Origin of the sequence: Patulibacter sp. SYSU D01012 (assembly GCF_017916475.1) — a bacterium.
Classification (GTDB): Bacteria; Actinomycetota; Thermoleophilia; order Solirubrobacterales; family Solirubrobacteraceae; genus Patulibacter.
Genome location: NZ_JAFMTB010000001.1, coordinates 614,041 through 635,561 on the forward strand (window position 1 = coordinate 614,041; position 21,521 = coordinate 635,561).

18 protein-coding genes and 1 pseudogene are annotated in these 21,521 nt (G+C 76.5%); 9 read left to right on the forward strand and 10 right to left on the reverse strand.

Going from position 1 to position 21,521, the window contains the following annotated elements; genetic code table 11:
• Window positions 1-21: 21 nt before the first annotated feature.
• On the forward strand, window positions 22-456 hold the full coding sequence (locus J3P29_RS02720; RefSeq protein WP_210491500.1) for a VOC family protein: 435 nt from the start codon (window positions 22-24) through the stop codon (window positions 454-456).
• A gap of 97 nt (window positions 457-553) precedes the next feature.
• Here J3P29_RS02720 and J3P29_RS02725 read toward each other — a convergent pair whose 3' ends face one another.
• Window positions 554-1,414 carry an NAD(P)H-binding protein gene (locus J3P29_RS02725; protein WP_210491501.1) on the reverse strand — a complete coding sequence of 287 codons (861 nt, stop codon included), beginning with the start codon at window positions 1,412-1,414 and terminating at the stop codon, window positions 554-556.
• 80 nt (window positions 1,415-1,494) lie between these two features.
• Between J3P29_RS02725 and J3P29_RS02730 the strand changes: the two genes are divergently transcribed.
• Window positions 1,495-2,475 (forward strand): AraC family transcriptional regulator, encoded by a 981-nt coding sequence (locus J3P29_RS02730; protein WP_210491502.1) that lies wholly within the window; start codon window positions 1,495-1,497, stop codon window positions 2,473-2,475.
• 57 nt (window positions 2,476-2,532) lie between these two features.
• On the opposite strand, the gene J3P29_RS02735 is transcribed toward J3P29_RS02730, so the two are convergent.
• Window positions 2,533-3,909: an FAD-linked oxidase C-terminal domain-containing protein gene (locus J3P29_RS02735; RefSeq protein ID WP_210491503.1), complete on the reverse strand. Its 1,377-nt coding sequence runs from the start codon at window positions 3,907-3,909 to the stop codon at window positions 2,533-2,535.
• Window positions 3,906-4,802 (reverse strand): FCD domain-containing protein, encoded by an 897-nt coding sequence (locus J3P29_RS02740; RefSeq protein WP_210491504.1) that lies wholly within the window; start codon window positions 4,800-4,802, stop codon window positions 3,906-3,908. The genes J3P29_RS02735 and J3P29_RS02740 overlap by 4 nt, the downstream gene beginning before the upstream one ends.
• A 187-nt stretch (window positions 4,803-4,989) precedes the next feature.
• Between J3P29_RS02740 and J3P29_RS02745 the strand changes: the two genes are divergently transcribed.
• The gene (locus J3P29_RS02745; protein ID WP_210491505.1) at window positions 4,990-5,460 is read left to right on the forward strand and encodes a hypothetical protein; all 471 of its coding nucleotides are present in this window, start codon (window positions 4,990-4,992) and stop codon (window positions 5,458-5,460) included.
• Window positions 5,457-7,058 (forward strand): GMC family oxidoreductase, encoded by a 1,602-nt coding sequence (locus tag J3P29_RS02750; protein ID WP_210491506.1) that lies wholly within the window; start codon window positions 5,457-5,459, stop codon window positions 7,056-7,058. The genes J3P29_RS02745 and J3P29_RS02750 overlap by 4 nt, the downstream gene beginning before the upstream one ends.
• A 46-nt stretch (window positions 7,059-7,104) precedes the next feature.
• On the opposite strand, the gene J3P29_RS02755 is transcribed toward J3P29_RS02750, so the two are convergent.
• Both J3P29_RS02755 and J3P29_RS02760 read right to left on the reverse strand, forming a co-directional pair.
• Entirely contained in the window at window positions 7,105-7,881 is a 777-nt protein-coding gene (locus tag J3P29_RS02755) for a hypothetical protein (RefSeq protein WP_210491507.1), read from the reverse strand.
• A gap of 60 nt (window positions 7,882-7,941) precedes the next feature.
• A complete protein-coding gene (locus J3P29_RS02760) occupies window positions 7,942-9,312 on the reverse strand; it encodes an NAD-dependent succinate-semialdehyde dehydrogenase (RefSeq protein ID WP_210491508.1) in 1,371 nt (456 codons plus the stop codon).
• Window positions 9,313-9,554: 242 nt separating this feature from the next.
• Here J3P29_RS02760 and J3P29_RS02765 point away from each other — a divergent pair, with 242 nt between their 5' ends.
• Together J3P29_RS02765 and J3P29_RS02770 are read left to right on the forward strand one after the other, a co-directional pair.
• Complete coding sequence (locus tag J3P29_RS02765) at window positions 9,555-9,794, forward strand: hypothetical protein (RefSeq protein ID WP_210491509.1); 240 nt, start codon at window positions 9,555-9,557, stop codon at window positions 9,792-9,794.
• A gap of 114 nt (window positions 9,795-9,908) precedes the next feature.
• Window positions 9,909-11,243 carry an NAD-dependent malic enzyme gene (locus tag J3P29_RS02770; RefSeq protein WP_210491510.1) on the forward strand — a complete coding sequence of 445 codons (1,335 nt, stop codon included), beginning with the start codon at window positions 9,909-9,911 and terminating at the stop codon, window positions 11,241-11,243.
• 156 nt (window positions 11,244-11,399) lie between these two features.
• On the opposite strand, the pseudogene J3P29_RS20590 reads toward J3P29_RS02770, so the two are convergent.
• A pseudogene (locus J3P29_RS20590) lies at window positions 11,400-11,597 on the reverse strand (hypothetical protein); the annotation flags it as partial.
• A gap of 232 nt (window positions 11,598-11,829) precedes the next feature.
• On the opposite strand from J3P29_RS20590, the gene J3P29_RS02780 reads away from it, so the two are divergent.
• On the forward strand, window positions 11,830-12,840 hold the full coding sequence (locus tag J3P29_RS02780; RefSeq protein WP_349239752.1) for an LLM class flavin-dependent oxidoreductase: 1,011 nt from the start codon (window positions 11,830-11,832) through the stop codon (window positions 12,838-12,840).
• 108 nt (window positions 12,841-12,948) lie between these two features.
• On the opposite strand, the gene J3P29_RS02785 is transcribed toward J3P29_RS02780, so the two are convergent.
• A complete protein-coding gene (locus tag J3P29_RS02785) occupies window positions 12,949-13,674 on the reverse strand; it encodes an SDR family oxidoreductase (protein WP_349239801.1) in 726 nt (241 codons plus the stop codon).
• An 82-nt stretch (window positions 13,675-13,756) separates the two neighbouring features.
• Here J3P29_RS02785 and J3P29_RS20260 point away from each other — a divergent pair, with 82 nt between their 5' ends.
• Window positions 13,757-14,629: a LysR family transcriptional regulator gene (locus tag J3P29_RS20260; protein ID WP_210491513.1), complete on the forward strand. Its 873-nt coding sequence runs from the start codon at window positions 13,757-13,759 to the stop codon at window positions 14,627-14,629.
• Window positions 14,630-14,639: 10 nt separating this feature from the next.
• On the opposite strand, the gene J3P29_RS02795 is transcribed toward J3P29_RS20260, so the two are convergent.
• Entirely contained in the window at window positions 14,640-15,893 is a 1,254-nt protein-coding gene (locus J3P29_RS02795; RefSeq protein ID WP_210491514.1) for an MFS transporter, read from the reverse strand.
• Window positions 15,890-16,558, reverse strand: a complete 669-nt coding sequence (locus tag J3P29_RS02800; protein WP_349239753.1) for a metalloregulator ArsR/SmtB family transcription factor — start codon at window positions 16,556-16,558, stop codon at window positions 15,890-15,892. Before J3P29_RS02800 ends, J3P29_RS02795 begins: the two co-directional genes overlap by 4 nt.
• A 105-nt stretch (window positions 16,559-16,663) precedes the next feature.
• On the opposite strand from J3P29_RS02800, the gene J3P29_RS02805 reads away from it, so the two are divergent.
• Entirely contained in the window at window positions 16,664-18,136 is a 1,473-nt protein-coding gene (locus tag J3P29_RS02805) for an MFS transporter (RefSeq protein ID WP_210491516.1), read from the forward strand.
• Window positions 18,137-18,170: 34 nt separating this feature from the next.
• On the opposite strand, the gene J3P29_RS02810 is transcribed toward J3P29_RS02805, so the two are convergent.
• A complete protein-coding gene (locus J3P29_RS02810) occupies window positions 18,171-21,455 on the reverse strand; it encodes a BTAD domain-containing putative transcriptional regulator (RefSeq protein ID WP_210491517.1) in 3,285 nt (1,094 codons plus the stop codon).
• Window positions 21,456-21,521 lie beyond the last annotated feature (66 nt).

The window sequence follows — 21,521 nt, forward strand, 5'->3', positions numbered from 1 at the left end:
GGCCGCCCGAAGGAGACCCCGATGCCCCGCATGATCTTCCCCAACCTGCCCGTGAAGGACGTGCAGGCCGCCCGCGCCTTCTACGAGGCGCTGGGCTTCGCGATCAACGAGACGTTCTGCGACGAGCAGACCGCCTGCGTCGTGATCGAGCAGAACATCATGGTGATGCTGCTGGAGGAGGAGAAGTTCCGCAGCTTCATCACGAACGAGATCGCCCCGCGGGACACCACGGAGGCGCTGCTCTCGCTGTCGTGCGACAGCCGGGACGAGGTCGTCGACCTGGCCGCGAAGGCGCGGGCCGCCGGCGCGGAGCGGTGGAACGACCCGATGGACCTGGGGTTCATGTACGGCGAGAGCTTCCGCGACCTGGACGGCCACGTCGTCGAGCTCGTGTGGATGGACCCGGCCGCCGCGGCCGCGGGGCCGCCGGAGGACGCGCAGGCCGCCACGGCCTGAGCGTCCCACTCGGCGTCGGGGGCCCGCCGGAAGCCCGCGTCCCCTGCGGGCCCGGCGGGACCCCGGGCAGCGCGCTGGCCCGCCGCGGCCGGACGCCCTACGACCCGGCCGGGACGGCGTCCTTCCAGGCGCCCGCGGCGGCGGCCTCCCGCGCGTAGTCGGCGAAGTCGCGGGGCGGGCGGCCCAGGACGGTGCGGACGTCGTCGGTCAGGGTGGCCAGCTCGTCCCGGGCGAACTTGCCGTACAGGATGGCCAGCAGCCGGGCCGCGTCCTCCGGCAGGCCCTGCGCGACCGACTCCCGCACGAACGCGTCGGCGCTCACCGGGACGTGGCGCACCGCGACGCCCGCGGCGCGCGCGATCTCGTCGGCGGCGTCGCCGAAGGTCATGAGCCGCGGCCCCGTCAGCTCGTAGACGCGGCCCGCGTGCCCGTCGTCGAGCAGCGCGGCGACGGCGACGGCGGCGATGTCCTCCGCGTCGATGAACCCGTCGCGCCCCTGCCCGGTGGGCAGGCGCAGCTCGCCGGCCAGGACGGGATCGCGGAGGAAGTCCTCGCTGAAGTTCTGGAAGAACCAGTGGACCCGCAGGACGGTCCCGTCCAGGTCGGCGCCCAGGACCGCGCGCTCCGCGGCGTGCGCGTCGGCGAGGTCGACGCTGCCGCCGTCGGGCACGGAGAGCAGCACCGCGCGGCGCACGCCCGCGGCGGCCGCCTGCCGGACGAGCGCGCCGATCTCGTCCGCCGTCTCGCGCGCGCCGGTGCCGAGGTCGGGCGCGACGACGTAGACGGCCGAGGCGCCGTCGAGCGCCGGCCCCCACGTCGCGCGGTCGGCCCAGTCGAACCGCGTGGCGCCCGAACGCGAGGCGACCCGCGCGGTCACCCCCCGCGCCTCGAGGCCGGCGGCCACGCGCCGCCCCGTCTTCCCCGTGCCGCCCAGGACCAGAACCGTCGTCGTGCTCATGGGACGAGCCAACCAGCGGCGGCCCCGGACGGCCATGCCGAGCCCCCTCGCGTGCATGCTCGATCGTCTACGCTCGCGCCGTGGCGCTCGTCTCCCCCGACCGCACCGACCTGCTCGCGGACCTGCTGGACGGGGTGCGGGCGACGGGGGCGGCGTTCGACCGGTCCGTGCTGCGCGCCCCGTGGTCCATGCGCTGCGACGACGGCTCGCCGCTGGCCTTGGTGGTCCCGCTGCGGGGCGCGGTGTGGGTGCTCCCCGACGGCGGTGCCCCGGCACGGGTCTGCCCGGACCAGGTCGCGATCCTCGCGGGCGGCGCCCCCTACGTTCTGACGGACGATCCGGGCAGCCCTCCCGGCTCGACGCTCCACCGCGACGCCCGATGGGCGGCCCCCGGAGCGGCGGGCACGGCGCCCGCGGCGACGACCGCCGACGACGGCGCGCGCCCGGCCGGCGACGCCGAGGACCCCGACGCCTCCGTCCTGCTCACGGGCCGCTACACGCTCGACGCGGGAGCGCCCGCGCGCCTGCTGGGCAGCCTGCCGCCGCTTGCGGTGGTCGACGACGTGGAGGAGGACTGCCCCGTCAGCCCGGGCGCCCTGGACCTGCTCGCGCACCCCCGCCCGGGCCAGCAGGTGCTGCTCGACCGCACCCTGGAGCTCATGCTCATCACCGCCCTGCGCGCGTGGCTGACGCGCCCGGGGGCCGAGGTGCCCGCGTGGTACGCCGCCCACAGCGACCCGGTCGTGGGGCCGGCGCTGCGGCTGCTGCACGACGACCTGGCCCACCCGTGGACGATCGCCGAGCTGGCCGGGCGGCTGCACGTCTCGCGCGCGGCGCTCGCCAAGCGCTTCGCCGCCCTCGTGGGGCAGCCGCCGATGAGCTACCTGCGCCACCAGCGGCTCGAGCTGGTCGCCGAGCTGCTGCGCGACCCCGACACGACCCTGGACGCGGCCGCGGCCCGCGTCGGCTTCTCCAGCGCGTTCGCGCTCAGCGCGACGTTCAAGCGCGAGTGCGGCGTGAGTCCCAGCGCCTGGCGGGCGGCGCACGGCGTCGCCGCGTAGCCGCGCCCACGCGCCGCGCCTTCGGCCGCGGCCGCGCCTGCGGTGCGCGCCCCGCCCTCAGATCCCCTTGCCGGGGTTCATCGTGCCGGCGGGGTCCCAGGCGTCCTTGATGGCCCGGCCCAGCGCCCGGGCGTCCCCGAGCTCGGCGTCGAGGAACGGCGTCTTGAGCGCGCCGACCCCGTGCTCGCCCGAGACGGTGCCGCCGAGCCGCAGCGCCAGCGCGACGATCGCGTCGAACGCGGCCCGTGCGCGGCGCACCGCGTCGTCGTCCCGGTGGTCGTAGACGACGGTCGGGTGCATGTTGCCGTCGCCGGCGTGGCCGAACGTGCCGATCAGGACGCCGTGCTCGCGGGCGATCTCCTCCACGCCGGCCAGCAGGGCGGGGACCTGCGGCAGCGGGACGGCGACGTCGTCGAGCAGGGTGCTGCCCTTGCGCTCCAGCGCCGGGTAGGCGAGCTGGCGGGCGACGGTGATCATCCGGCCCTCGTCCAGGTCGTCCGACGCCACGGTGAGCGTCGCGCCGGCGGTCTCGCACAGCTCCTCGATCAGCGCGATCTCGCGCGCGCCCGCCTCGGGCCCGGCGTCCGAGCGGGCGAAGAGCACGGCCTGGACGTCGTCCTCGTAGCCGAGCGGCTCGAGCTCCTGCACGGCCTGCAGGGTCGTGCGGTCCATGAGCTCGAGCATGGACGGCCGCACGCGGCGGACGATCGCCGCGACCGCCTCGCCGGCGTCGACGAGCGACGAGAACGTGGCGGCCAGCGTGCTGGCGCGGGGCGGTGCCGGCAGCAGCCGGACGGTGACCTGCGTGATGATCCCTAGCGTGCCCTCGGACCCGCAGACCAGGCCGGCCAGGTCGTAGCCGGCGACGCCCTTGCGGGTGCGGTGGCCGACGCGGACGGCGCGGCCGTCGGCCAGCACGAGCTCGCACGAGAGCAGCGCGTCGCGGGTGACGCCGTACTTCACGCAGCACAGGCCGCCGGCGTTCGTGGCGACGTTGCCGCCGATCGTGGAGAACTCCCGGCTGGCGGGGTCGGGCGCGTACCACAGGCCCTCGGCGGCGGACGCGGCGCCGAGCGTCGCGTTGACCACCCCGGGCTCGACCGTCGCGGTCAACCCCGCGGCGTCGATCTCGAGGATCCGGGTCATCCGCTCCAGGCTGACCACGAGCCCGCCGTCGATCGCGTTCGCCCCGCCGCTCAGGCCGGATCCGGCGCCGCGGGGAACGACGGGGATCCCGTGCGCGGCGGCGGCGCGGACGGCCGCCTGCACCTCGGCGGTCGACGTCGGGCGCACGACCGCGGCGGGCGTGCCGGCCGGCAGCAGCCCCGGGGCCGCCTGGTCGGCGCGGTAGGACGCGAGCAGGTCCGGGTCGACGAGCACCTCGCCCGCGCCCGCGAGGTCCGCCAGCAGGGCGTCCGTCGCCACGGCGCTCACGCGACGGCCTCGGGGGCGTCGTCGCCGACGAGCGGTCGCGGCCCCGCGGAGCGGGGCGCGTCGCCGGCGCCCCCCGTGGGGATCCGCGCCCCGGGGGCGCGCGTGCCTCCGCCGCGGCGCCCGTCCCGATCGCCCGCGTCCCCCGGGCCCGCCGGCGCCACGCCGCGACCCCCGGCGTCCCCCGCGACGGTGGTGCGCTCGTACAGGCCGCGGATGTGGTCGCCGACCGTGCGCGCCGCGTCGTCCGCCCGCCCCTCGCGCACGGCGGCGAGGATCGCGGCGTGCTCCGCGCGCAGCCGGTCGAGCTCGTCCGCCACGTCCGGCACGCGGTGCAGCGCCTCGCGCAGGTGCTCCGAGATCGAGCTGCGCACGGCGAGCATCACCAGGCGGAGCGCGCTGTTGCCCGACGCCTCGACGAGCGCCAGGTGGAACTGCACGTCGGCGACCTCGAACGCGTCGACGTCCGTGCCCGCGGCGTCCATCGCGGCGAGCGCCGCCGTCGCGTCGGCCAGGTCCGGCCGTGGCCGGCGGGACGCCGTCGCGGCGAGCGCGGCGCCCTCGAGCGCCCCGCGCAGCTCGATCAGGTCGCCGAGCGGAACGCCCCCGAGCCGCAGGAGGGCGGTGAACGCCTCGCCGACGGGTCCCTCGGAGAGGACGTCGACGGCCGTGACCCGCAGCGGCGCCGTCGGCCCGGCCGCCACCACGAGGCCCTGCGCCTGGAGCGCGCGCAGGGCCTCGCGCACGCTCGTGCGGCCGACGCCGAAGCGCAGGCCCAGCTCGCGCTCCGACGGCAGGTCGTGGCCGGGGGCCAGCTCGCCGTCCAGGATCGCGGCCCGCAGCTGGGCGGCGACCTGCTGGTACACCGGCCGGCGCTCGACCTCTTCGAAAGCCATGCCGGCCACCCTACCCGTCTTCCGATTGGTCAGACAAGCTCGCCGGCCGCTGAACCGCGGGCTCCGGCGCCCCGAAGCCGGCGAAGCGTGACCGCCGGCACATTGGGCTTGTCAGACCAGCAGTCAGGCGTCTAGGCTCGCGCCCATTCCGGGGCCCGACCCCGGACCGACGAGAGGAGAGGACCCGATGGCCACCACGCCGAGGACCCCGGCGGCGACGACGCTGACGTCGCCCGCCAGCCGGGAGCTGCTCAAGGACGTCGCCCGCGCGATGTTCCCCCACCCGTCGTTCCCCGACGCGCCGTACGAGCGCGCGGTGGGGACGATCCTCGACGCCGCCGAGGCCGACGTCCGCCTGCGGGCCCAGCTCGAGCAGGGCCTGCGCGATGTCGACGTCGTCGGCGGGCGGCCCTTCGCCGATCTCGACGACGCGGCGCGCCTCGCGGTGCTCCGCTCGATGGAGCGCACCGCGTTCTTCGAGCACATCCGCACGCGCCTGGTGACCGGGCTCTACGACCAGAAGCCGGTGTGGGACCTGCTCGGCTACGAGGGGCCCTGTCCCGACGGGAACGGCTACCTCGACCGCGGGTTCGACGACCTCGACTGGCTGCCGGATCCGCAGATCGTCGACCCCCACCGCGACGAGATCCTCCGATGAGCACCGTCCAGCTCCGCGGCCGCTTCGAGACGCCCACCTTCGCCGAGGACGACGAGGACGTCGTCGTCATCGTCGGCTCGGGCCCCGGCGGCGGCACGCTGGCCCACGAGCTGTGCGAGCGCGGCATCCGCTGCGTCGTGCTCGAGGCCGGCCCGCACCTGACCGCCGAGGACTACGTGCAGGACGAGTGGGAGGCCTTCAACCAGATGGCCTGGCTCGATCCGCGCACGACGTCGGGCAGCTTCCGCCTGGCGAAGGACTTCCCCAACCTGCCCGCGTGGACCGTCAAGGCCGTCGGCGGCACCGCCACGCACTGGGCGGGCGCGACGCCCCGGTTCAAGGCGCACGAGTTCAAGACGGCGTCGCGGTACGGCGCCATCGACGGCGCCACGCTCCTGGACTGGCCGATCGGGCTGGAGGACCTGGAGCCGTACTACGACCGCGCCGAGGAGAAGATGGGGGTCACGCACGTCGGCGGCAGGCCGCCGCTGCCGGCGAACAACAACTTCAAGGTGATGGGCAACGGGGCGAAGGAGCTCGGCTACCGCCACATCGCCACCGGCCCGTACGCCACGAACTCCGCGCCGTTCGACGGCCGCCCCGCCACCGTGCAGGACGGCTTCAACTTCCAGGGCGACAAGCAGGAGTCGAAGTGGTCGCCGCTCGTGTCCGAGCTGCCGAAGGCCGCGCGGACGGGCAACCTGGACCTGCGCGCCGGCTGCCACGTCGTCCAGATCACCCACGACGCCCGCGGCCGCGCCGACGGGGTCCTGTACCTGGACGAGGACGGCGCCCTGCACAAGCAGCGCGGCCGGGCGGTCTGCGTCGCCGGCAACGCGATCGAGACCGCGCGCCTGCTGCTGCTCTCCGACTCGCCGCTGTTCCCCGACGGCCTGGCGAACTCCTCCGGGCACGTCGGCCGCCACTACATGCGGCACCTGACCGCGTCGGTCTACGGCCGCTTCGACCGCGAGGTCAAGATGTGGCGCGGCGAGACGATGGCGGGCGTCGTCGCGGACGAGTCCCGGCACGACACCGACCGCGGGTTCGTCGGCGGCTACTACATGCAGCTGATCTCGCTGGGCGTGCCGTTCCTGGCGGCCTTCGTCGAGCCCGGCGGCTGGGGCCCGGAGTTCACCGCGACGATGGACGCCTACCGCAGCACCGCCGGAATGTGGCTGGTGGGGGAGGACATGCCGCAGGCCGACAACCGCGTCACGCTCGACCACGGGATGACGGACGCGCACGGGCTGCCGGTGCCGCACGTGCACTTCGACGACCATCCGAACGACCTGGCGATGCGCGAGCACGCCTGGACACAGGGGACGAAGCTGTACGAGGCCGTCGGCGCGACGAACGTGCACCGCACGCCGCCGTACCCGTCGACGCACAACCTGGGTACCTGCCGCATGAGCGCGCGCCCCGAGGACGGCGTCGTGAACGAGTGGGGCCGCGCGCACGACGTGCCCAACCTGTTCGTCTCGGACGGCTCGCAGTTCACGACCGGCGCGGCGGCCAACCCGACGCTGACGATCGTGGCGCTCGGCATCCGGCAGGCGGAGCACATCGCCGCGGAGATCGGCCGCGGGGCGCTGTGAGGGGACCGACCGCCGTCCGTCCGTCGCGCGGCGGGCGGACGCCGGCCTACCGGGAGCAGATGGCGGGATCCGGCTGCACCGGATCCACGCGGTAGGCGAACCGCGAGAGCGCGGGCGGCGTGGCGGCCGGGAACGTCAGCGCCCGGACGACCTCGCCGCCGCAGTCGTCCGTCTCGCCGCCGACGGTCAGCTCCAGGCCCGCGGCGAGCGCCGGCGCCGCGGCCGCGTCGGCGCGGCGCAGCACGTAGCGGCGGCGGACGGCGGCCGCGGGCGTGCCGTCCAGCGACGGGTCGTCGTCGGCGTCCACGTGCCGGAGCGCCGCCGCCACGACGCCGCCGGCGGTCACCCAGCCGGTCAGCGCGTCGTCGGTGACGAGCGCCAGCACCCGGTCGTCGGCCGCCGGGGCGGTCGCCGTGGCCGGCACCGCGCGGCGCAGCTGCGCCCATCGCCGCCCCGTGCGCAGGTCGATCGTCGTCACCCCGTCGCCCGCCGCGCGCGGCGTGGTCCACGCGACGGTGCCGGCCTCGACGGCCACGCGCGTGCCGGGCGCCCACGCGCCCAGGGTGCGCAGGCGCGCCGGGGATCCGGGGGCGCTCAGGCAGGCCCGCAGCGTGCCGGCGCGGCGGAAGACGCGGACGGCCGGGTGCCGGTCGCGGGCGACGGTGGCGCCCGCGGCGGGGCAGGCGGCCGCGGCGCGCGGGGAGGACGAGGTCCCCGCGCGGAGGGGGCCGGCGGCGCCCGTGGTGGGCGGGCCGGCGAGCGTCAGGCCCGCGGCGGTGAGCGCCGCGGCGGTGAGCGTACGGCGGACACCGGCGGGGCGCATGCGCGCATGATGCGCCGCCGCGTCCCCCGACGCAAGTCCGGGGGCGCGGCGGCGCGGGGCTCAGCCCGCGACGCGGATGAGCTTCTTGTTGACGAACTCGTCGGCGCCGAAGCGGCCGAGCTCGCGGCCGAAGCCCGAGCCCTTCACGCCGCCGAACGGCAGCTCGGCACCCTCGGCGCCGACCGCGTTGATGAAGACCATGCCGGCCTCGATCTGGTCGGCGACGCGCAGCGCCTGCTCCTGGTCGGTCGTGAAGACGTACGAGCCCAGACCGAACTCGGTGTCGTTGGCCAGCTCGATCGCCTCCTGCTCGGACGACACGCGGTAGACCTGCGCGACCGGACCGAAGAACTCCTCCTTGTAGGCGGGGTTCTCGGGCGTGATGTCGGTCAGGACGGCGGTGTTGAAGAAGTTGCCGTCGCGGCCGCCGCCGGCGGCGAGCTTGGCGCCGTTCTCCGTCGCGCGCTGCACCTGCTGCTCGAGCGTCTCGGCGGCGCGGGCGGACGAGAGCGGGCCGAGCGTCGTGTCCTCCTTCGACGGGTCGCCGGGCTGGATCGCCGTCAGCGCGCCCGTGAACTTCTCGACGAAGGCGTCGTAGAGCTCGTCGATGACGATGAAGCGCTTCGCGGCGTTGCAGGCCTGGCCGCCGTTCTCCATGCGGCCCCCGACGGCGGCCTCGACGACCGCGTCCAGGTCGTCGGCGCCGAGCAGGATGAACGGGTCGGACCCGCCCAGCTCGAGCACGACCTTCTTCAGGTTGCGGCCGGCGATCTCGGCGACGGCGGCGCCGGCGCGGCCCGAGCCGGTCAGCGACACGCCCTGCACGCGCGGGTCCGCGATGACGGTCTCGATCTGCTCGTTCGTCGCGTAGACGTTGACGTACGCGTCCGCGGGCAGGCCGGCGTCCTGGAACAGCTGCTCGATCGCGGCGGCCGACTCGGGGCACTGCGGGGCGTGCTTGAGGACGATCGTGTTGCCGATCAGCAGGTTCGGGCCGGCGAAGCGGGCCACCTGGTAGTACGGGTAGTTCCAGGGCATGATGCCCAGCAGCACGCCGAGCGAGGAGCGGCGGATGAGGGCGGAGCCCTCGCCCTCGAGCAGCTCGATCGGCTCGTCCTTCAGGAGCTCCTCGGCGCGGTCGGCGTAGTACGTGTAGATCGCCGCGCAGAACTCGACCTCGCCGACGGACTGCTCGATCGGCTTGCCCATCTCGCGGACGATGATCTCGCCCAGCTCCTGCTTGCGCTCCTCGTGGAGCTCGGCGATGCGGCGCAGGACCGCCGCGCGGTCGGCGACGCTCGTGTCCTTGCTCCACGCCTTGTGGGCGGCGTGCGCGCGACCGATCGCCGCGTCCAGGTCCGCGTCGCTGATGGTCGGGTAGGTCTTGAGGGTCTCGCCGGTCGAGGGATCGACGACTGCGTACTCAGCCATGAAGGTCTCCTTGGTGCTGATCTGCCGATCATCAAACCATGCGCGGGAGCCCGTGACCAGTCGCGTCGGGAAGGCGCGCGCGGGGCCGGGCCCGTGACGGCGTCCGCGGGCGAGCGGGCCGCCGCGACCGGTAGCACCTGACTTTCCGGGGGCCCGCGCCGTTGCAGGGGTGCGGGGCACAGCGCCCCGCCGTCCGGCGCCCCCTCGGGCCGCCGGGTCGTCCCCGCGACGAAGGACCCGACATGACCTACGGCACCGCCCTCCTGCTCATCGCCGTCGGCGCCATCCTGCGCTTCGCCGTCACCGCGCACACGGACGGCTTCAGCATCCAGACCGCCGGCACCATCCTGATGGTCATCGGCGTCGTGGGGCTGGTGATCGCGTTCCTGTGGGACGCCGTCTGGGCCCGCCGCCGCGCCGCGGTCGTCGAGCGGCCCGTGGTCCAGCGCCCCGTCGTGCGCGACCCGCGCGAGCGCCTGTAGCCGGGCCGCCGCGCCCGGCGGCCGGCGGGTTCGCGCCGGGGCCGGCCGGCGCTCGTCCTCCCTGGCGGGTACAAGTTCGCGGACCGCGCACCGCGTCCCAGGAAGACCCGCCAGATGGCCCTCGACTGCACCTACCGGCTGCACATCCCCCACCGCGTCGGCCAGCTGGCCAAGCTGACGACGCGGATCGCCGAGCACGGCGGCGTCATCGGCGACATCGTCACGGTGTCCGTCGCGCGGCACGAGGCGCTGCGCGAGATCACCGTCGAGGTGCGCGACAAGGCGCACGCGGACGAGCTGGCGCAGGCGCTCGCCGCGCTGCCCGACGTCTCCGTCAGCTGGTACCACGACCGCGCGTTCATCGCCCACGACGGCGGCAAGCTGCGCACGACGGGCACGCCCGTCACGACGGTGCAGGAGGTGCGCGACGTCTACACGCCGGGCGTCGCCCGCGTGTCGCAGGCGATCGCGGAGCACCCCGACCTGGCGGGGCGCTTCACGATGATCGGCCGCACCGTCGCCATCGTCACGAACGGCACCCGCGTGCTCGGCCTGGGCGACGTCGGCCCGGTCGCGGCGATGCCGGTGATGGAGGGCAAGGCGCTCTTCTACAGCCAGTTCGTCGGCCTGACCGCGGTGCCGATCCTGATCGACTCGCGCGACACGGACACGATCGTGGACACGGTGCTGCGGATCGCGCCCGGCTTCGGCGCCATCCACCTGGAGGACATCTCGGCGCCGGCGTGCTTCGAGATCGAGCGGCGCCTGGACGAGGCGCTGCCGAAGCCCGTCATGCACGACGACGTCCACGGCACGGCGGTCGCGACGTTCGCCGCCGCCCTGGCCGCGTGCCGCCACGTGGGCCTGCGGCTGGACAAGGCCGTCGTCGGGCAGATCGGCCTGGGGGCCGCCGGCTCGGGCATCGCCGGCCTGATCCACGACGCCGGCGTCGACCGGCTGCTGGTGACGGACCCCAACCCGGCGGCGCGCGAGCGCGCCGCGGCGAGCGGGCTCGAGGTCGTCGACGGGGTGGAGGCGGTCATGGCCGAGGCCGACGTCGTCATCGCCACGAGCGGCCGGCCGGGACTCATCCGCCCCGAGTGGGTGCGGCCGGGGACCGTGGTCCTGGCGCTGACGAACCCCGCGCCCGAGATCGAGCCGGAGGTCGCGCTGGCGGCCGGCGCCGCGTTCGCCGCCGACGGCACGAGCGTCAACAACGTCCTGGGCTACCCGGGGATCTTCAAGGGTGCCCTGCAGGCCGGAGCCACGCGCATCAACGTCGAGATGAAGCGCGCGGCCGCGTGGGCGCTGGCCGGCCTGACCGTCGAGTCCGAGCTGGTTCCCGACGTGCTCGACCCCGCGGTGCACGAGGCGGTGGCGGAGGCGGTGCGCAAGGCGGCCGTCGACAGCGGCGCGGCCGTGCCCCGGGACGACACGCCGCCGCTGTAGGCGCGGCCGCCGGGCCCGGCGGCCGCGCCGGCGCGGTCACGCCCGCTCGCCGAGCTCCTGCCCCAGCCGCGCCGCCTGCCGCGTCAGGTGGTGACGCTCGGCCAGGGTAGGGGCCGCGTGCGCCGCCTCGGCGTACGGCCGCGCGGCGCCGCGCGGGTCCGAGCGCACCCACAGGCCGTCCGGCGCCAGCGCCTGGCCGTCGACGTACTCGCCGGTCGCGCGCAGGCGGTCGGCGAAGTCGCGCATGTACTGGAGGTGATCCTCGACCTCCTGGGGCGTCCAGCGGTCCATCGGGACGTTGTTCACGGCGTCGGGCGCGCCGCGGTAGTGCTTGAGCAGCAGGTACTTGGCCATCGTGGTTCTCCTTCGTCGGGCGCGGTCGCGGTCGCCGCGTCTGTCCGGGGGACGGAGCCGCCGCGGCGTTCTCGACACCGCGTCGCACCTTCGTGCAGCGCGGCGCGCGGCGCAAGCGCGGATCCCCCGGCCGGCAGGCGCCTCCGGGGGCGCTGTGTAGCCTCGGACGAGGGCTCCGACCGGGGCCCGGATCCGGTCTCGGGGCACGTCTCGGGACGGCAGGGAGGTCTTCATGGCGGTGCGGTTGTCGGTACTCGATCTGGCCACGGCGGGCGGCGACGTCACGCCGCGGGACGCGCTCCTCGGCAGCGCCGAGCTCGCGAAGCGGGCCGAGGCGTGGGGCTACGGGCGCTACTGGTTCTCGGAGCACCACAACATGCCGAGCATCGTCTCGTCGACCCCGGCGGTCCTCGCGGGGTTCATCGCGGCGAACACGGAGCGCATCCGCGTGGGGGCGGGCGGCGTGATGCTGCCCAACCACTCGCCGCTGATCGTCGCCGAGCAGTACGGCACGCTCGAGACCCTCTACCCCGGGCGCATCGACCTGGGCCTGGGGCGGGCGCCGGGCACCGACCTGGACACCGTGCGCGCGATGCGCCGGTCGCCCGAGGCGTCGGACCGCTTCCCGCAGGACGTCGTCGAGCTGCAGGCGCTCCTGGGGCCGTCGCGGCCGGGGCAGACCGTGCGCGCCATCCCGGGCGAGGGCACGAACGTGCCGCTCTACATCCTGGGCTCGTCGCTGTTCGGCGCGCGCCTCGCGGCCCAGCTGGGCCTGCCGTACGCCTTCGCGTCGCACTTCGCGCCGGCGGAGCTGCTGAACGCCGCCCGCCTGTACCGCGAGGAGTTCCAGCCGTCGGAGGCGCTGGACGCGCCGTACATGATCGCCAGCATGAACGTCTTCGCCGCCGACACCGAGGACGACGCGCAGCTGCTGTACGCGACGGCGCTCGAGAAGATGGCCCGCGCGCTCAGCGGCCGCTCCGTCTCGTCGGGCGACCGCGCCGAGACCGAGGCCATCCTGCGCTCGCCGGTCGGGCGCCACGCGCTGCAGATGCTCCACTACTCGGCGGTCGGCGACGGGGACGGCGCCGCCGAGCAGGTGGCCGCCTTCGCCGCGGGCTGCGGCGCGGACGAGGTCATGGTCGCGATGAACGTCGCCGACCTGCCCGCGCGGATGCGCTCGTACGAGCTGCTGGCCGCCCGCGTCGTCACCGACGAGGCGCAGGCGGTCGCCGGCGGCTGAGGGCGCACGGCGGCCGGACGGGCCGCGCGGCGACGGCCCGCCGCGCCGGCCTCGACGGGGGACGCCGCCCCGTCCCCGCAGGCCCGCCCGCCGGACGGCGGCGCGGCCTCACCAGGGCACGACGCCGCCGTCGTCGAAGAAGCCGCCGCGCGGCCCGTCGTCCGGCAGGGTCGCCAGGCGCAGCACCACCGCGGCGCCCTCCTCCGGCGTGCGGGGCCCGTCGTGCCCGGTGAAGTCGGTCGCCACGTAGCCGGGGCACGCGGCGTTGACGACGACCGGCGTGTCGGCCAGCCGGCGCGCATACTGGGTGGTGATGCCGTTCAGCATCGTCTTCGACGGCGCGTACGCGGCCAGGATCGGGCCGGCCTGCAGGCCGAGCGAGCCCATCGTGCTCGACAGGTTCACGATCCGCGGCGCCGGCGCCCGCAGCAGCAGCGGCAGCACCGCGTTCGTCACGCGGACGACGCCCAGGACGTTCGTGTCCAGGACGGTGCGGAGGACGTCCAGGTCGAGCGTCGTCGGGTCCTGCGCCCCGCCGTCGGTGCGGCCGGCGATGCCGGCGTTGTTGACGAGGACGTCGAGGCGCCCGGCCTCGCGCTCCAGCGCCTGCGCGGCCGCCGCGACGCTCGCGTCGTCCGTCACGTCGAGGGCGACGCCGAACGCGTCGACGCCCTCGGCGCGCAGCCCCTCGACGGCGGCCGCGCGGCGGTCCTCGTCGCGCGCGCCGACGGCGACGCGGAACCCGCGCGCGCCCAGGCCGCGGGCGATCGCGAGGCCGATGCCCTTGTTCGCGCCGGTGACCAGCGCGGTCTTCGTGTCGTTCACCCCGTCGATGCTCCGCCCGCGACCGCCCGCCGTCCAAGACCGATGCGGTGCGGCCTGATACCCGGCGGGTATCGCGGAGTAGGCTCGGGGCGTGGACGACCTCGAGACGCGCGAGCTGCGGTACTTCGTCGCGGTCGCGGAGGAGCTGCACTTCGGGCGCGCCGCCGAGCGGCTGCGGATCGCGCAGCCGCCGCTCTCCCGCGCGATCCGCAAGCTCGAGCTGCGGCTGGGCGTGACGCTGCTCGACCGCGACCGGCGGGGCGTCGCGCTGACGGACGCCGGCCGCGTGCTGCTGGCCGAGGCGCGGCCGATCCTGGCGGCGGTCGGCGCGGCGGCGCGGCGCACCCGGGACGCCGCGGCCCCCGCGCGGCCGCTCGTCCTGGCGACGAAGGCCGGGGCGTCGCACGAGCTGCTGCGCCGCCTGCTGGACGCCGCGGCGGCCGACCCCGCCGCGCCGCCCGTCGAGGTGCTGCTGTGCGAGGTCGGCGAGCAGGCCGGGCTGCTGCGCGAGGGGCGCGCCGACGTGGCGCTCATGCACCGCCCGTACGACGACCTGGACGGCTTCGAGACCGCCGACCTGGTCACCGAGGGCCAGGTCGCGATCCTGCCGCGGGACCACCCCCTCGCCGCCCGCGAGACGCTGACGATGGCCGAGGTCCAGCACGTCCCCGACCTGCCGATCGCCCGCTGGCCCCTGCTCGGCGGCGGCTACCCCGAGGGGCCGGGCCCCGAGGTCCACACGCAGGCGCAGCTCGCCCAGCTCGTCGCGCTGGGCCGCACGCTGCTCGTCATCCCCGCGTCGAGCCGCGCGTGGCAGTGGCCCGAGCACGTCGCGGTGCCGGTCGTCGACGCCCCCGACGTGACGACGGTGATCGGCTGGCGGCCGTGCAGCCGCACGCCGGCGCTGCAGGCGCTCGTCCGCGCGGCGACGACGGTGGGCGACGCCGCCGCGGCGACGGCCTGAGCGCCCGCCCCTAGCGGCGTGCCTCCGCGCCCAGGCGGACGACGATCGGCAGCAGCAGCAGGCCGAGCACGCCGCCCGTGAGCGACAGGGCGGTGTAGCCGAACGAGGCGACCACGTAGCCGCTGGCTAGGCCCCCGGTCGCGCCGGCGACGGCGACGCTGACGTCCACGGCGCCCTGGATCTGCGCGCGGCGGTCGAGCGGTGCGGCGTCGGTGACCATCGCGGTGCCGGCGGCCAGGCCCAGGCTCCAGCCGAAGCCCAGCAGCGCCAGGCCGACCGCCAGCAGGACGGTGGAGTCCGCGGGCGCCACGCCGGCCACGAGCCCCGCGGCCAAGAGCACGGCGCCGCCGCCGGACAGGACGGCCCGGCGGCCGTAGCGGTCGACGAGGTGGCCCGACAGCGGCGACGGCAGGTACATCGCCGCGATGTGGATCGAGATGACCAGGCCCGACGCGCCCAGGCCGTGGCCGTGGTCGTGCATGTGCACCGGCGTCATCGTCATGATCGCCACCATCACGGCTTGCGTGATGACCATCGCGGCGCCGGCGAAGAGGACGGCGCGCGGGGTGGCGTCGCTGGCCGCCGGCGCCGTGCCCGCGGGGGCGGCGGCCAGGTCGTCGGCGGCCCACCGGCGGGCGGTCAGCAGCGGGTCGGGGCGCAGCAGCACGGCGACCGCGGCGCCGGCGGCCGCGTAGGCGACCGTCGCCAGCATGAACGGGCCCGCGAGGGCGCGCACGCCGATCGCCTCGGCGAGCGCGCCGGTCGGGTCCGTCAGGTTGGGGCCGACGACGGCGCCGAGCGTGGTCGCGACGAGGACCGTGCTCATCGCGCGGGCGCGCCCCGAGCGGTCGGCCAGGTCGCCGCCGGCGTACCGCGCCTGCAGGTTGGTGGCGGTGCCGGAGCCGTACAGGACGAGCGCGGCGAACAGCAGCGGGACGCTGTCGATCGCGGCCGCCAGGACCACCCCGGCGCCGCCCACGGCCCCGACGGCGTAGCCGGCCGCCAGGCCGGCGCGGCGCCCGGAGCGCTGGGACGCGCGGCCGACGAGCATCGCGGCGACCGCGGAGCCGAGGGTGAACAGCGCGGTCGGCAGGCCGGACGAGCCGGTCGAGCCGAGCATGTCCTGGGCGAGCAGCGCGCCGACGGACACGCCGGCGGCCAGGCCGGCGCCGGCGAAGACCTGCGACAGGAGCAGGACGCGGATCGTCCGCCGCTGCAGCCGCTCGCGCGCGTCGGGCGGCGCCGCCACCGTCGCCGCGCTCAACGCCCGGCCCCGACCGGCTGCCCGGCGGCGCGCCACTCGTTCATGCCGTGGTCCAGCACGGAGGCGTCGCGGCCGCGCTCGCGCAGCAGTCGGGCGGCGTCGTGCGAGAGCAGGCAGTACGCGCCGCGGCAGTACGCGACGACCTCGACGTCGGTGGGGATCTCGCCGAGCCGGTCCTCGAGCTCCTCCAGCGGCAGCGAGACCGCGCCGGGGATGTGCCCGCTGGCGTACTCCTCCGTCGGGCGGACGTCGAGGACGAGCACGCGACCGGAGCGCGCGCCGCGCAGCAGCTCGTCCCGCTCCAGCGTGCGCACGGGCACGTCGTCGGCGTCGTCGGCGCCCGGCGCGGCGAGGTGCTCGCCGGCGTGCAGGCCGACCGTGACGCGCTGCAGGGCCACGAGCAGGTCGAGCACCGCGGGGCCCGCCAGCCGGTAGTAGGCGTGGGTGCCGGCGCGCCGGCGGACGACCAGCCCGGCCCGCCGCAGCGTCTGCAGCTGCGCGGACGTCGTCGCCAGCGACTGGCCGGCCAGCGTGGACAGGTCCTCCACGGAGCGCTCGGTCTGCGCCAGCAGGGTCAGCAGCTCCAGGCGCTTCGGATGCCCCAGCGCGCGCCCCGTCGCGGCGAACAGCTCGGCCGGGCCCTCCGTCGTGCTCAAGGAGTCCATTGAATAGGAGAATACGGGCCGCGGCGGAACGGCGAAGCGACCTCCTCACGGGGCGTGTGAGCGCCGTGTGCGGGCGCTGTGAGCGCCGTCCCCGACGCTCCCGGCATGAGCACGACGACCACCCCACCGGTCGCGGCGGCCCCCACGTCGTCGCGCACCTATCCCTCTCTCCGCGCCGCGTGGATCCCCATGACGGCCCTCTGCCTGGCGTTCTTCGTCGAGATGGTCGACAACACGCTGCTGTCGATCGCCCTGCCGACGATCGGCCGCGACCTCGGCGCGGGCACCACCGACCTGCAGTGGGTCACCGGCGCGTACTCGCTGACGTTCGGCGGCCTGCTCCTGACGGCCGGCTCGATCGCCGACCGCTGGGGCCGCCGACGGGTGCTGCTGATCGGCCTCGCGCTCTTCGGGGCGCTCAGCCTGCTCGTCGTGTTCGTCGACTCGTCCCCCGGACTGATCGCGCTGCGCGCCGGGCTCGGGATCGCGGCGGCGATGATGGCGCCGATCACCAACTCGCTCGTCTTCCGGCTGTTCGAGGAGGACGCGCTGCGGATGCGGGCGATGACGGTGATGATCGTCGTCGGCATGTCCGGGTTCATCCTGGGGCCGCTGCTCGGCGGCACCGCGCTGGCGCACGTCCGCTGGGAGTGGCTCCTGGCCGTCAACGCCCCGATCGCGGTCATCGCGTCGGTCGGCGTGCGGCTCGGCGTGGCGCCCGACCGTCCCGAGGACCTGACGCAGGACCGGCTCGACCTGCCGGGCGCCGCCCTCAGCGTCCTGACGATCGGCCTGGCGTGCTACGCCCTGACGAGCGGCGTGGAGCACGGCTGGCTCGCGGCCGGCACCCTCGGCGCCGCCGTCGGCGCGGTCCTCGCCGCCGTCGCCTTCGTCGCCCACGAGCGGCGCACGACCGACCCGATGCTCGACCTGCGGCTGTTCGCGAACGGCACCGTCCGCGGGGCGGCGATCGCCCAGGCGGGCACCTCGATCGCGATGGCCAGCGTCATGTTCGGCCTGATCCTGCACTTCCAGTACGCCTACGGCTGGTCGCCGGTGCGGGCGGGCCTGGCGAACCTGCCGCTGATCGCCACGATGGTGCTGGCGACCCCGGTCTCCGAGGGCCTCGCCAAGCGCCTGGGTCACCGCATCGCGTGCCTGATCGGCGCGGCGCTGCTGGCCGGCGGCCTGGCGATCCTGTCCTGGGGCGTCTTCCACGGCTACGTGGCGATCGCGGCCGGCATGGTCGTCATGACCCTCGGGCTGCGGACGATCATGACCATCGGCGCGGTGGCGCTCGTCGACGCGATGCCCGCCAACCGCACCTCGATCGGCACGGCGCTCAACGACACCGCGCAGGAGGTCGGCACGAGCGTCGGCACCGCCGTCGTCGGCACGCTGATCGCGGTGCTCGTCACGAAGGCGCTGCCCGTCGGCACGTGGAGCGACGACCTCGTCCACTCGTTCTTCCACGGCGAGCGGATCACCTACGCGATCCTCGCCGTCCTCGCCGGCGTGGTCGCCGCCTACGGCGCGTCGAGCCTGACGAACTCGCACGACGTCGAGGAGGTGCACTGAGCGCGTGGCGGCACGCGGGCCCGCGGCGACGACGTCACGCGGCGGAGACGCCCGCGGGGTCGAGCCGCCGCAGCGCGTCGTCGCGGTCGCGCTCCCGGCCGGCCGCGAACGCCGCGGCGTAGGCCTGCTCGCCGAGCGTGGTCCGCAGGCGCGCGGTCAGGCGGACGACGTCCGGCTGGGTGCGGTCCTCGGCACCACGCAGGCGCGCCGCCGCGCCCAGGATCTCGGCGGCGCCGGCGGCGTCGCCGACCGCGGCGGCCAGCCCCGCGACGGCGACGCCGACGAGCGCGATGATCGGCCCGTCCTCGCTCCGCAGCGCCTCGGGGTACGCGTGGGCCAGGTGCCGGCGCGCGCCGGCCGCGTCCTCGCCGTCGAGCGCCACGAGCGCGGCCTGCGCCCGGATGGCGGCCTGGATGTGGCCGCGCTCGGGGCGCTGCACCTGGGCGCGGCCGGCGGTCTCGAGCGCGGCGGCGATCAGCTCGCGGGCGCGGTCCCCGTCGCCGAGCAGCCCGGTGATGCGGGCCAGGAACGCCGTGGCGAACGCCGCCTCGACCCCGCCGACGTCGGTGGCGTCGAGCGCGCGGGCGGCGTCGTCCCGGGCGCCCTCCAGGTCGCCGCGCCGCCAGCGCACGTCGGCCAGGTCGAAGCGCAGGTGCGCGTCGTCGCCGTCGGCGCCGAGCTCGCGCACGACGCGCTGCACCTCCTCGAGCGCGGCGGCGGCGCCGTCCAGGTCGTCCTCGAGCAGCATCAGGCCGCTCAGCGCGCTCAGCGTCGTCGTCAGCCCCCAGCGTTCGCCCAGCGCCCGGAAGGCGGCGAGCGCCTCCTCCAGGTGGCGGCGGAAGCCGGCGACGTCGCCGGCGTTCTCGGCCACCCGACCCAGCCCGAGGGGAACCGTCGCGCGCACCCACGGGTCACGGCTCTCGCGTGCGCGCGCGAACAGGCGGTCGGCGCGGTCGGGGTTCGACGAGAACCACGCCAGGACCGGGGCGGCGGCCTGCGCGAGCGGCCGACGGGACAGGTCCAGATCGTCGAGGCGGTCGAGCACCGCGGACAGGGGCGGACCGACGTCCGCGACGGGCACGGGGCCGCGGAGCAGCAGCACGCTCTCGGCGAGCAGGCGGTCGACCGGGTCGGCGTCGCCGGGGACCTCGTGCGCCAGGCGAACGGTCGCGACGGCCTCGTTCGGGCGCCCGGACAGCACCCAGAACCAGATCAGCGACACCGCCAGCGCCAGCGCGGAGCGCGCGTCGCCCTCGTCGGCCAGCCGGCGCAGCGCCGCGAGCAGGTCGTCGCGCTCGGGCTGCAGCCGGCGGAACCAGCGCAGCTGCTCGGGGCCGCGCAGGTGCGCGTCGGCCTCGGCGGCGAGCGCGGCGAAGAACCGCGCGTGCGCGGTGCGGGTGGCGGCGTCCTCGCCGCACGCCGTCAGCTGCTCCAGGCCGTACTCGCGGATGGTCTCCAGCATCCGGTACCGCGGGGCCTCGCGGTCGACGAGGACCAGCAGGGAGCGGTCGACGAGCGCGGCGAGCAGGTCGAGGACGGCGAGGGCGTCCCGGCCGTCGCCGGCGCAGACCGCGGCGGCGCTCTCCGGCGTCACGCCGCCGGGGAAGACCGCGATGCGGCGGGCGACGAGGCGCTCCTCCTCCGACAGCAGGTCCCAGCTCCAGTCGACGACCGCCCGCAGCGTCTGCTGGCGGGGCAGCGCGGTGCGGCTGCCGCCGGTCAGCAGGCGGAAGCGGTCGTCCAGGCGCGCCGCGACCTGGGCCACGGGCAGGGAGCGCAGCCGCGCGGCGGCGAGCTCGAGCGCCAGCGGCAGCCCGTCCAGGCGCCGGCAGATCTCGACGACGCTGCCGACGGTGGCGTCGTCGACGGCGAAGCCGGGCGACGCGGCGGCCGCGCGGTCGGCGAACAGCCGGACGGCGGGGTAGGCGGCCGCCGTCCGGGCGTCGGCGCCGGCGGGCGGCAGGCCCAGCGGCGCGACGGGCTCCAGGCGCTCCCCGGGGACCCCGAGCGGCTCGCGGCTCGTCGCGACGATCCGCAGCCGCGGGCAGTGGGCGAGGAGCCGGTCGGCGAGGGCGGCGGCCGCGCCGATCACGTGCTCGCAGTTGTCGAGGACCAGGACGGTCTCGCGCTCCGCCAGGACGTCCAGCAGGTGTTCGGTCGGGTCGCTCTCGGGCGTCGCGGCGGAGGCCGCGGCGCCGGGGCCGGCCGCGTGCGCCAGCAGCCGCGCCTCGCGCAGGCCGAGCGCGCCGAGGACGCTTGCGGGCACGTCGCCCGGAGCGGTCACCGTCGCCAGCTCGGCCATCCATACCCCGTCGGCGACCGCGTGCTCCTGCCGCCGGGCGACCTCGCCCGCCAGCCGCGTCTTGCCGGCCCCGCCGGGCCCGACCAGGGTGACCAGCCGGTGTGCCGCGACGAGCGCGTCCAGGCGCTCGATCTGGTCCTCGCGGCCGACGAAGCTCGTCAGGGGGGCGCGCAGGGTGCTGCGGCGGCCGAGCGCCGGGACGGGAGCGGGCGACGGCTGGGCCCCGGGCCCGGGGCCGTCGTCGGGCGCCGCCGCGCCGCGGGCCGCCACGGGCGCCGGCGCGTCGGCGGTGCCGTCGACGAGGGCCAGGTGCGCGGCCCGCAGCTCGGCGGACGGCAGGGCGCCGAGCTCGGCGTCCAGACGCACGCGGACGGCCTCGTAGGCGGCCAGCGCCTCGGCCGGCCGCCCGGCCGCCGCGAGCGCGCGCAGGCGCTGGGCCGCGAGCCGCTCGTGCAGCGGATGGTCGGCGGTGAGCCGGTCGAGCTCGGGCAGCAGGTCGGCCCCGCCGCCCAGCCGCAGGTCCGCCTCGATGCGGTCCGCGGTCGCGCCGACGCGCAGGGCGTCCAGGCGGTCGGCGGCGTCCGCCGCGAAGCGGTGCGTGCCGGTCAGCTCGCCGAGCGCGGCGCCACGCCACCGGGCCAGCGCGTCGCGCAGGACGTGGGCGGCCTCCGACGCATCCCCCGCGCGCAGGGCCGTGGCGCCCGCCCGCGCCTCGGCCTCGAACGCCAGCGCGTCGACGTCCTCGGGCGCGACCGCCAGGCGATAGCCGGCGGCGCCGGTCCGCACGGCGTCGCTCCCGAGCGCCCGCCGCAGGCGCGAGACCAGCGCCTGCAGCGCGTGCCCCGCGTCGGCCGGCGGGGCCGCCTCCCAGATGGCGTCGACGAGCGCGTCGCGGCCGACGTCGTGCCCGGCGTCGAGCGCCAGCCGCACGAGCAGCGCGCGGACGCGGCCGCCCGCGACGGGCACGGGGCGTCCGTCGCGCCAGACCTCCAGCGGTCCGAGGATGACCACGCGCACGCGCGGAACTCTTGCACGTGGCCGGGCACGGGCCGCGGCGAGCCGGGCGGGTCCGGCCCGGCCGAC

What these genes read in the sequence shown, in the direction of transcription:
- J3P29_RS02765 (WP_210491509.1), top strand. Translation starts at nt 9,555, where the DNA reads ATGACCTACGGCACCGCCCTCCTGCTCATCGCCGTCGGCGCCATCCTG.
- J3P29_RS02720 (WP_210491500.1), top strand. Translation starts at nt 22, where the DNA reads ATGCCCCGCATGATCTTCCCCAACCTGCCCGTGAAGGACGTGCAGGCC.
- J3P29_RS02770 (WP_210491510.1), top strand. Translation starts at nt 9,909, where the DNA reads ATGGCCCTCGACTGCACCTACCGGCTGCACATCCCCCACCGCGTCGGC.
- J3P29_RS02725 (WP_210491501.1), bottom strand. Translation starts at nt 1,414, where the DNA reads ATGAGCACGACGACGGTTCTGGTCCTGGGCGGCACGGGGAAGACGGGG.
- J3P29_RS02780 (WP_349239752.1), top strand. Translation starts at nt 11,830, where the DNA reads ATGGCGGTGCGGTTGTCGGTACTCGATCTGGCCACGGCGGGCGGCGAC.
- J3P29_RS02740 (WP_210491504.1), bottom strand. Translation starts at nt 4,802, where the DNA reads ATGGCTTTCGAAGAGGTCGAGCGCCGGCCGGTGTACCAGCAGGTCGCC.
- J3P29_RS02805 (WP_210491516.1), top strand. Translation starts at nt 16,664, where the DNA reads ATGAGCACGACGACCACCCCACCGGTCGCGGCGGCCCCCACGTCGTCG.
- J3P29_RS02800 (WP_349239753.1), bottom strand. Translation starts at nt 16,558, where the DNA reads ATGGACTCCTTGAGCACGACGGAGGGCCCGGCCGAGCTGTTCGCCGCG.
- J3P29_RS02755 (WP_210491507.1), bottom strand. Translation starts at nt 7,881, where the DNA reads ATGCGCCCCGCCGGTGTCCGCCGTACGCTCACCGCCGCGGCGCTCACC.
- J3P29_RS02745 (WP_210491505.1), top strand. Translation starts at nt 4,990, where the DNA reads ATGGCCACCACGCCGAGGACCCCGGCGGCGACGACGCTGACGTCGCCC.
- J3P29_RS02750 (WP_210491506.1), top strand. Translation starts at nt 5,457, where the DNA reads ATGAGCACCGTCCAGCTCCGCGGCCGCTTCGAGACGCCCACCTTCGCC.
- J3P29_RS02760 (WP_210491508.1), bottom strand. Translation starts at nt 9,312, where the DNA reads ATGGCTGAGTACGCAGTCGTCGATCCCTCGACCGGCGAGACCCTCAAG.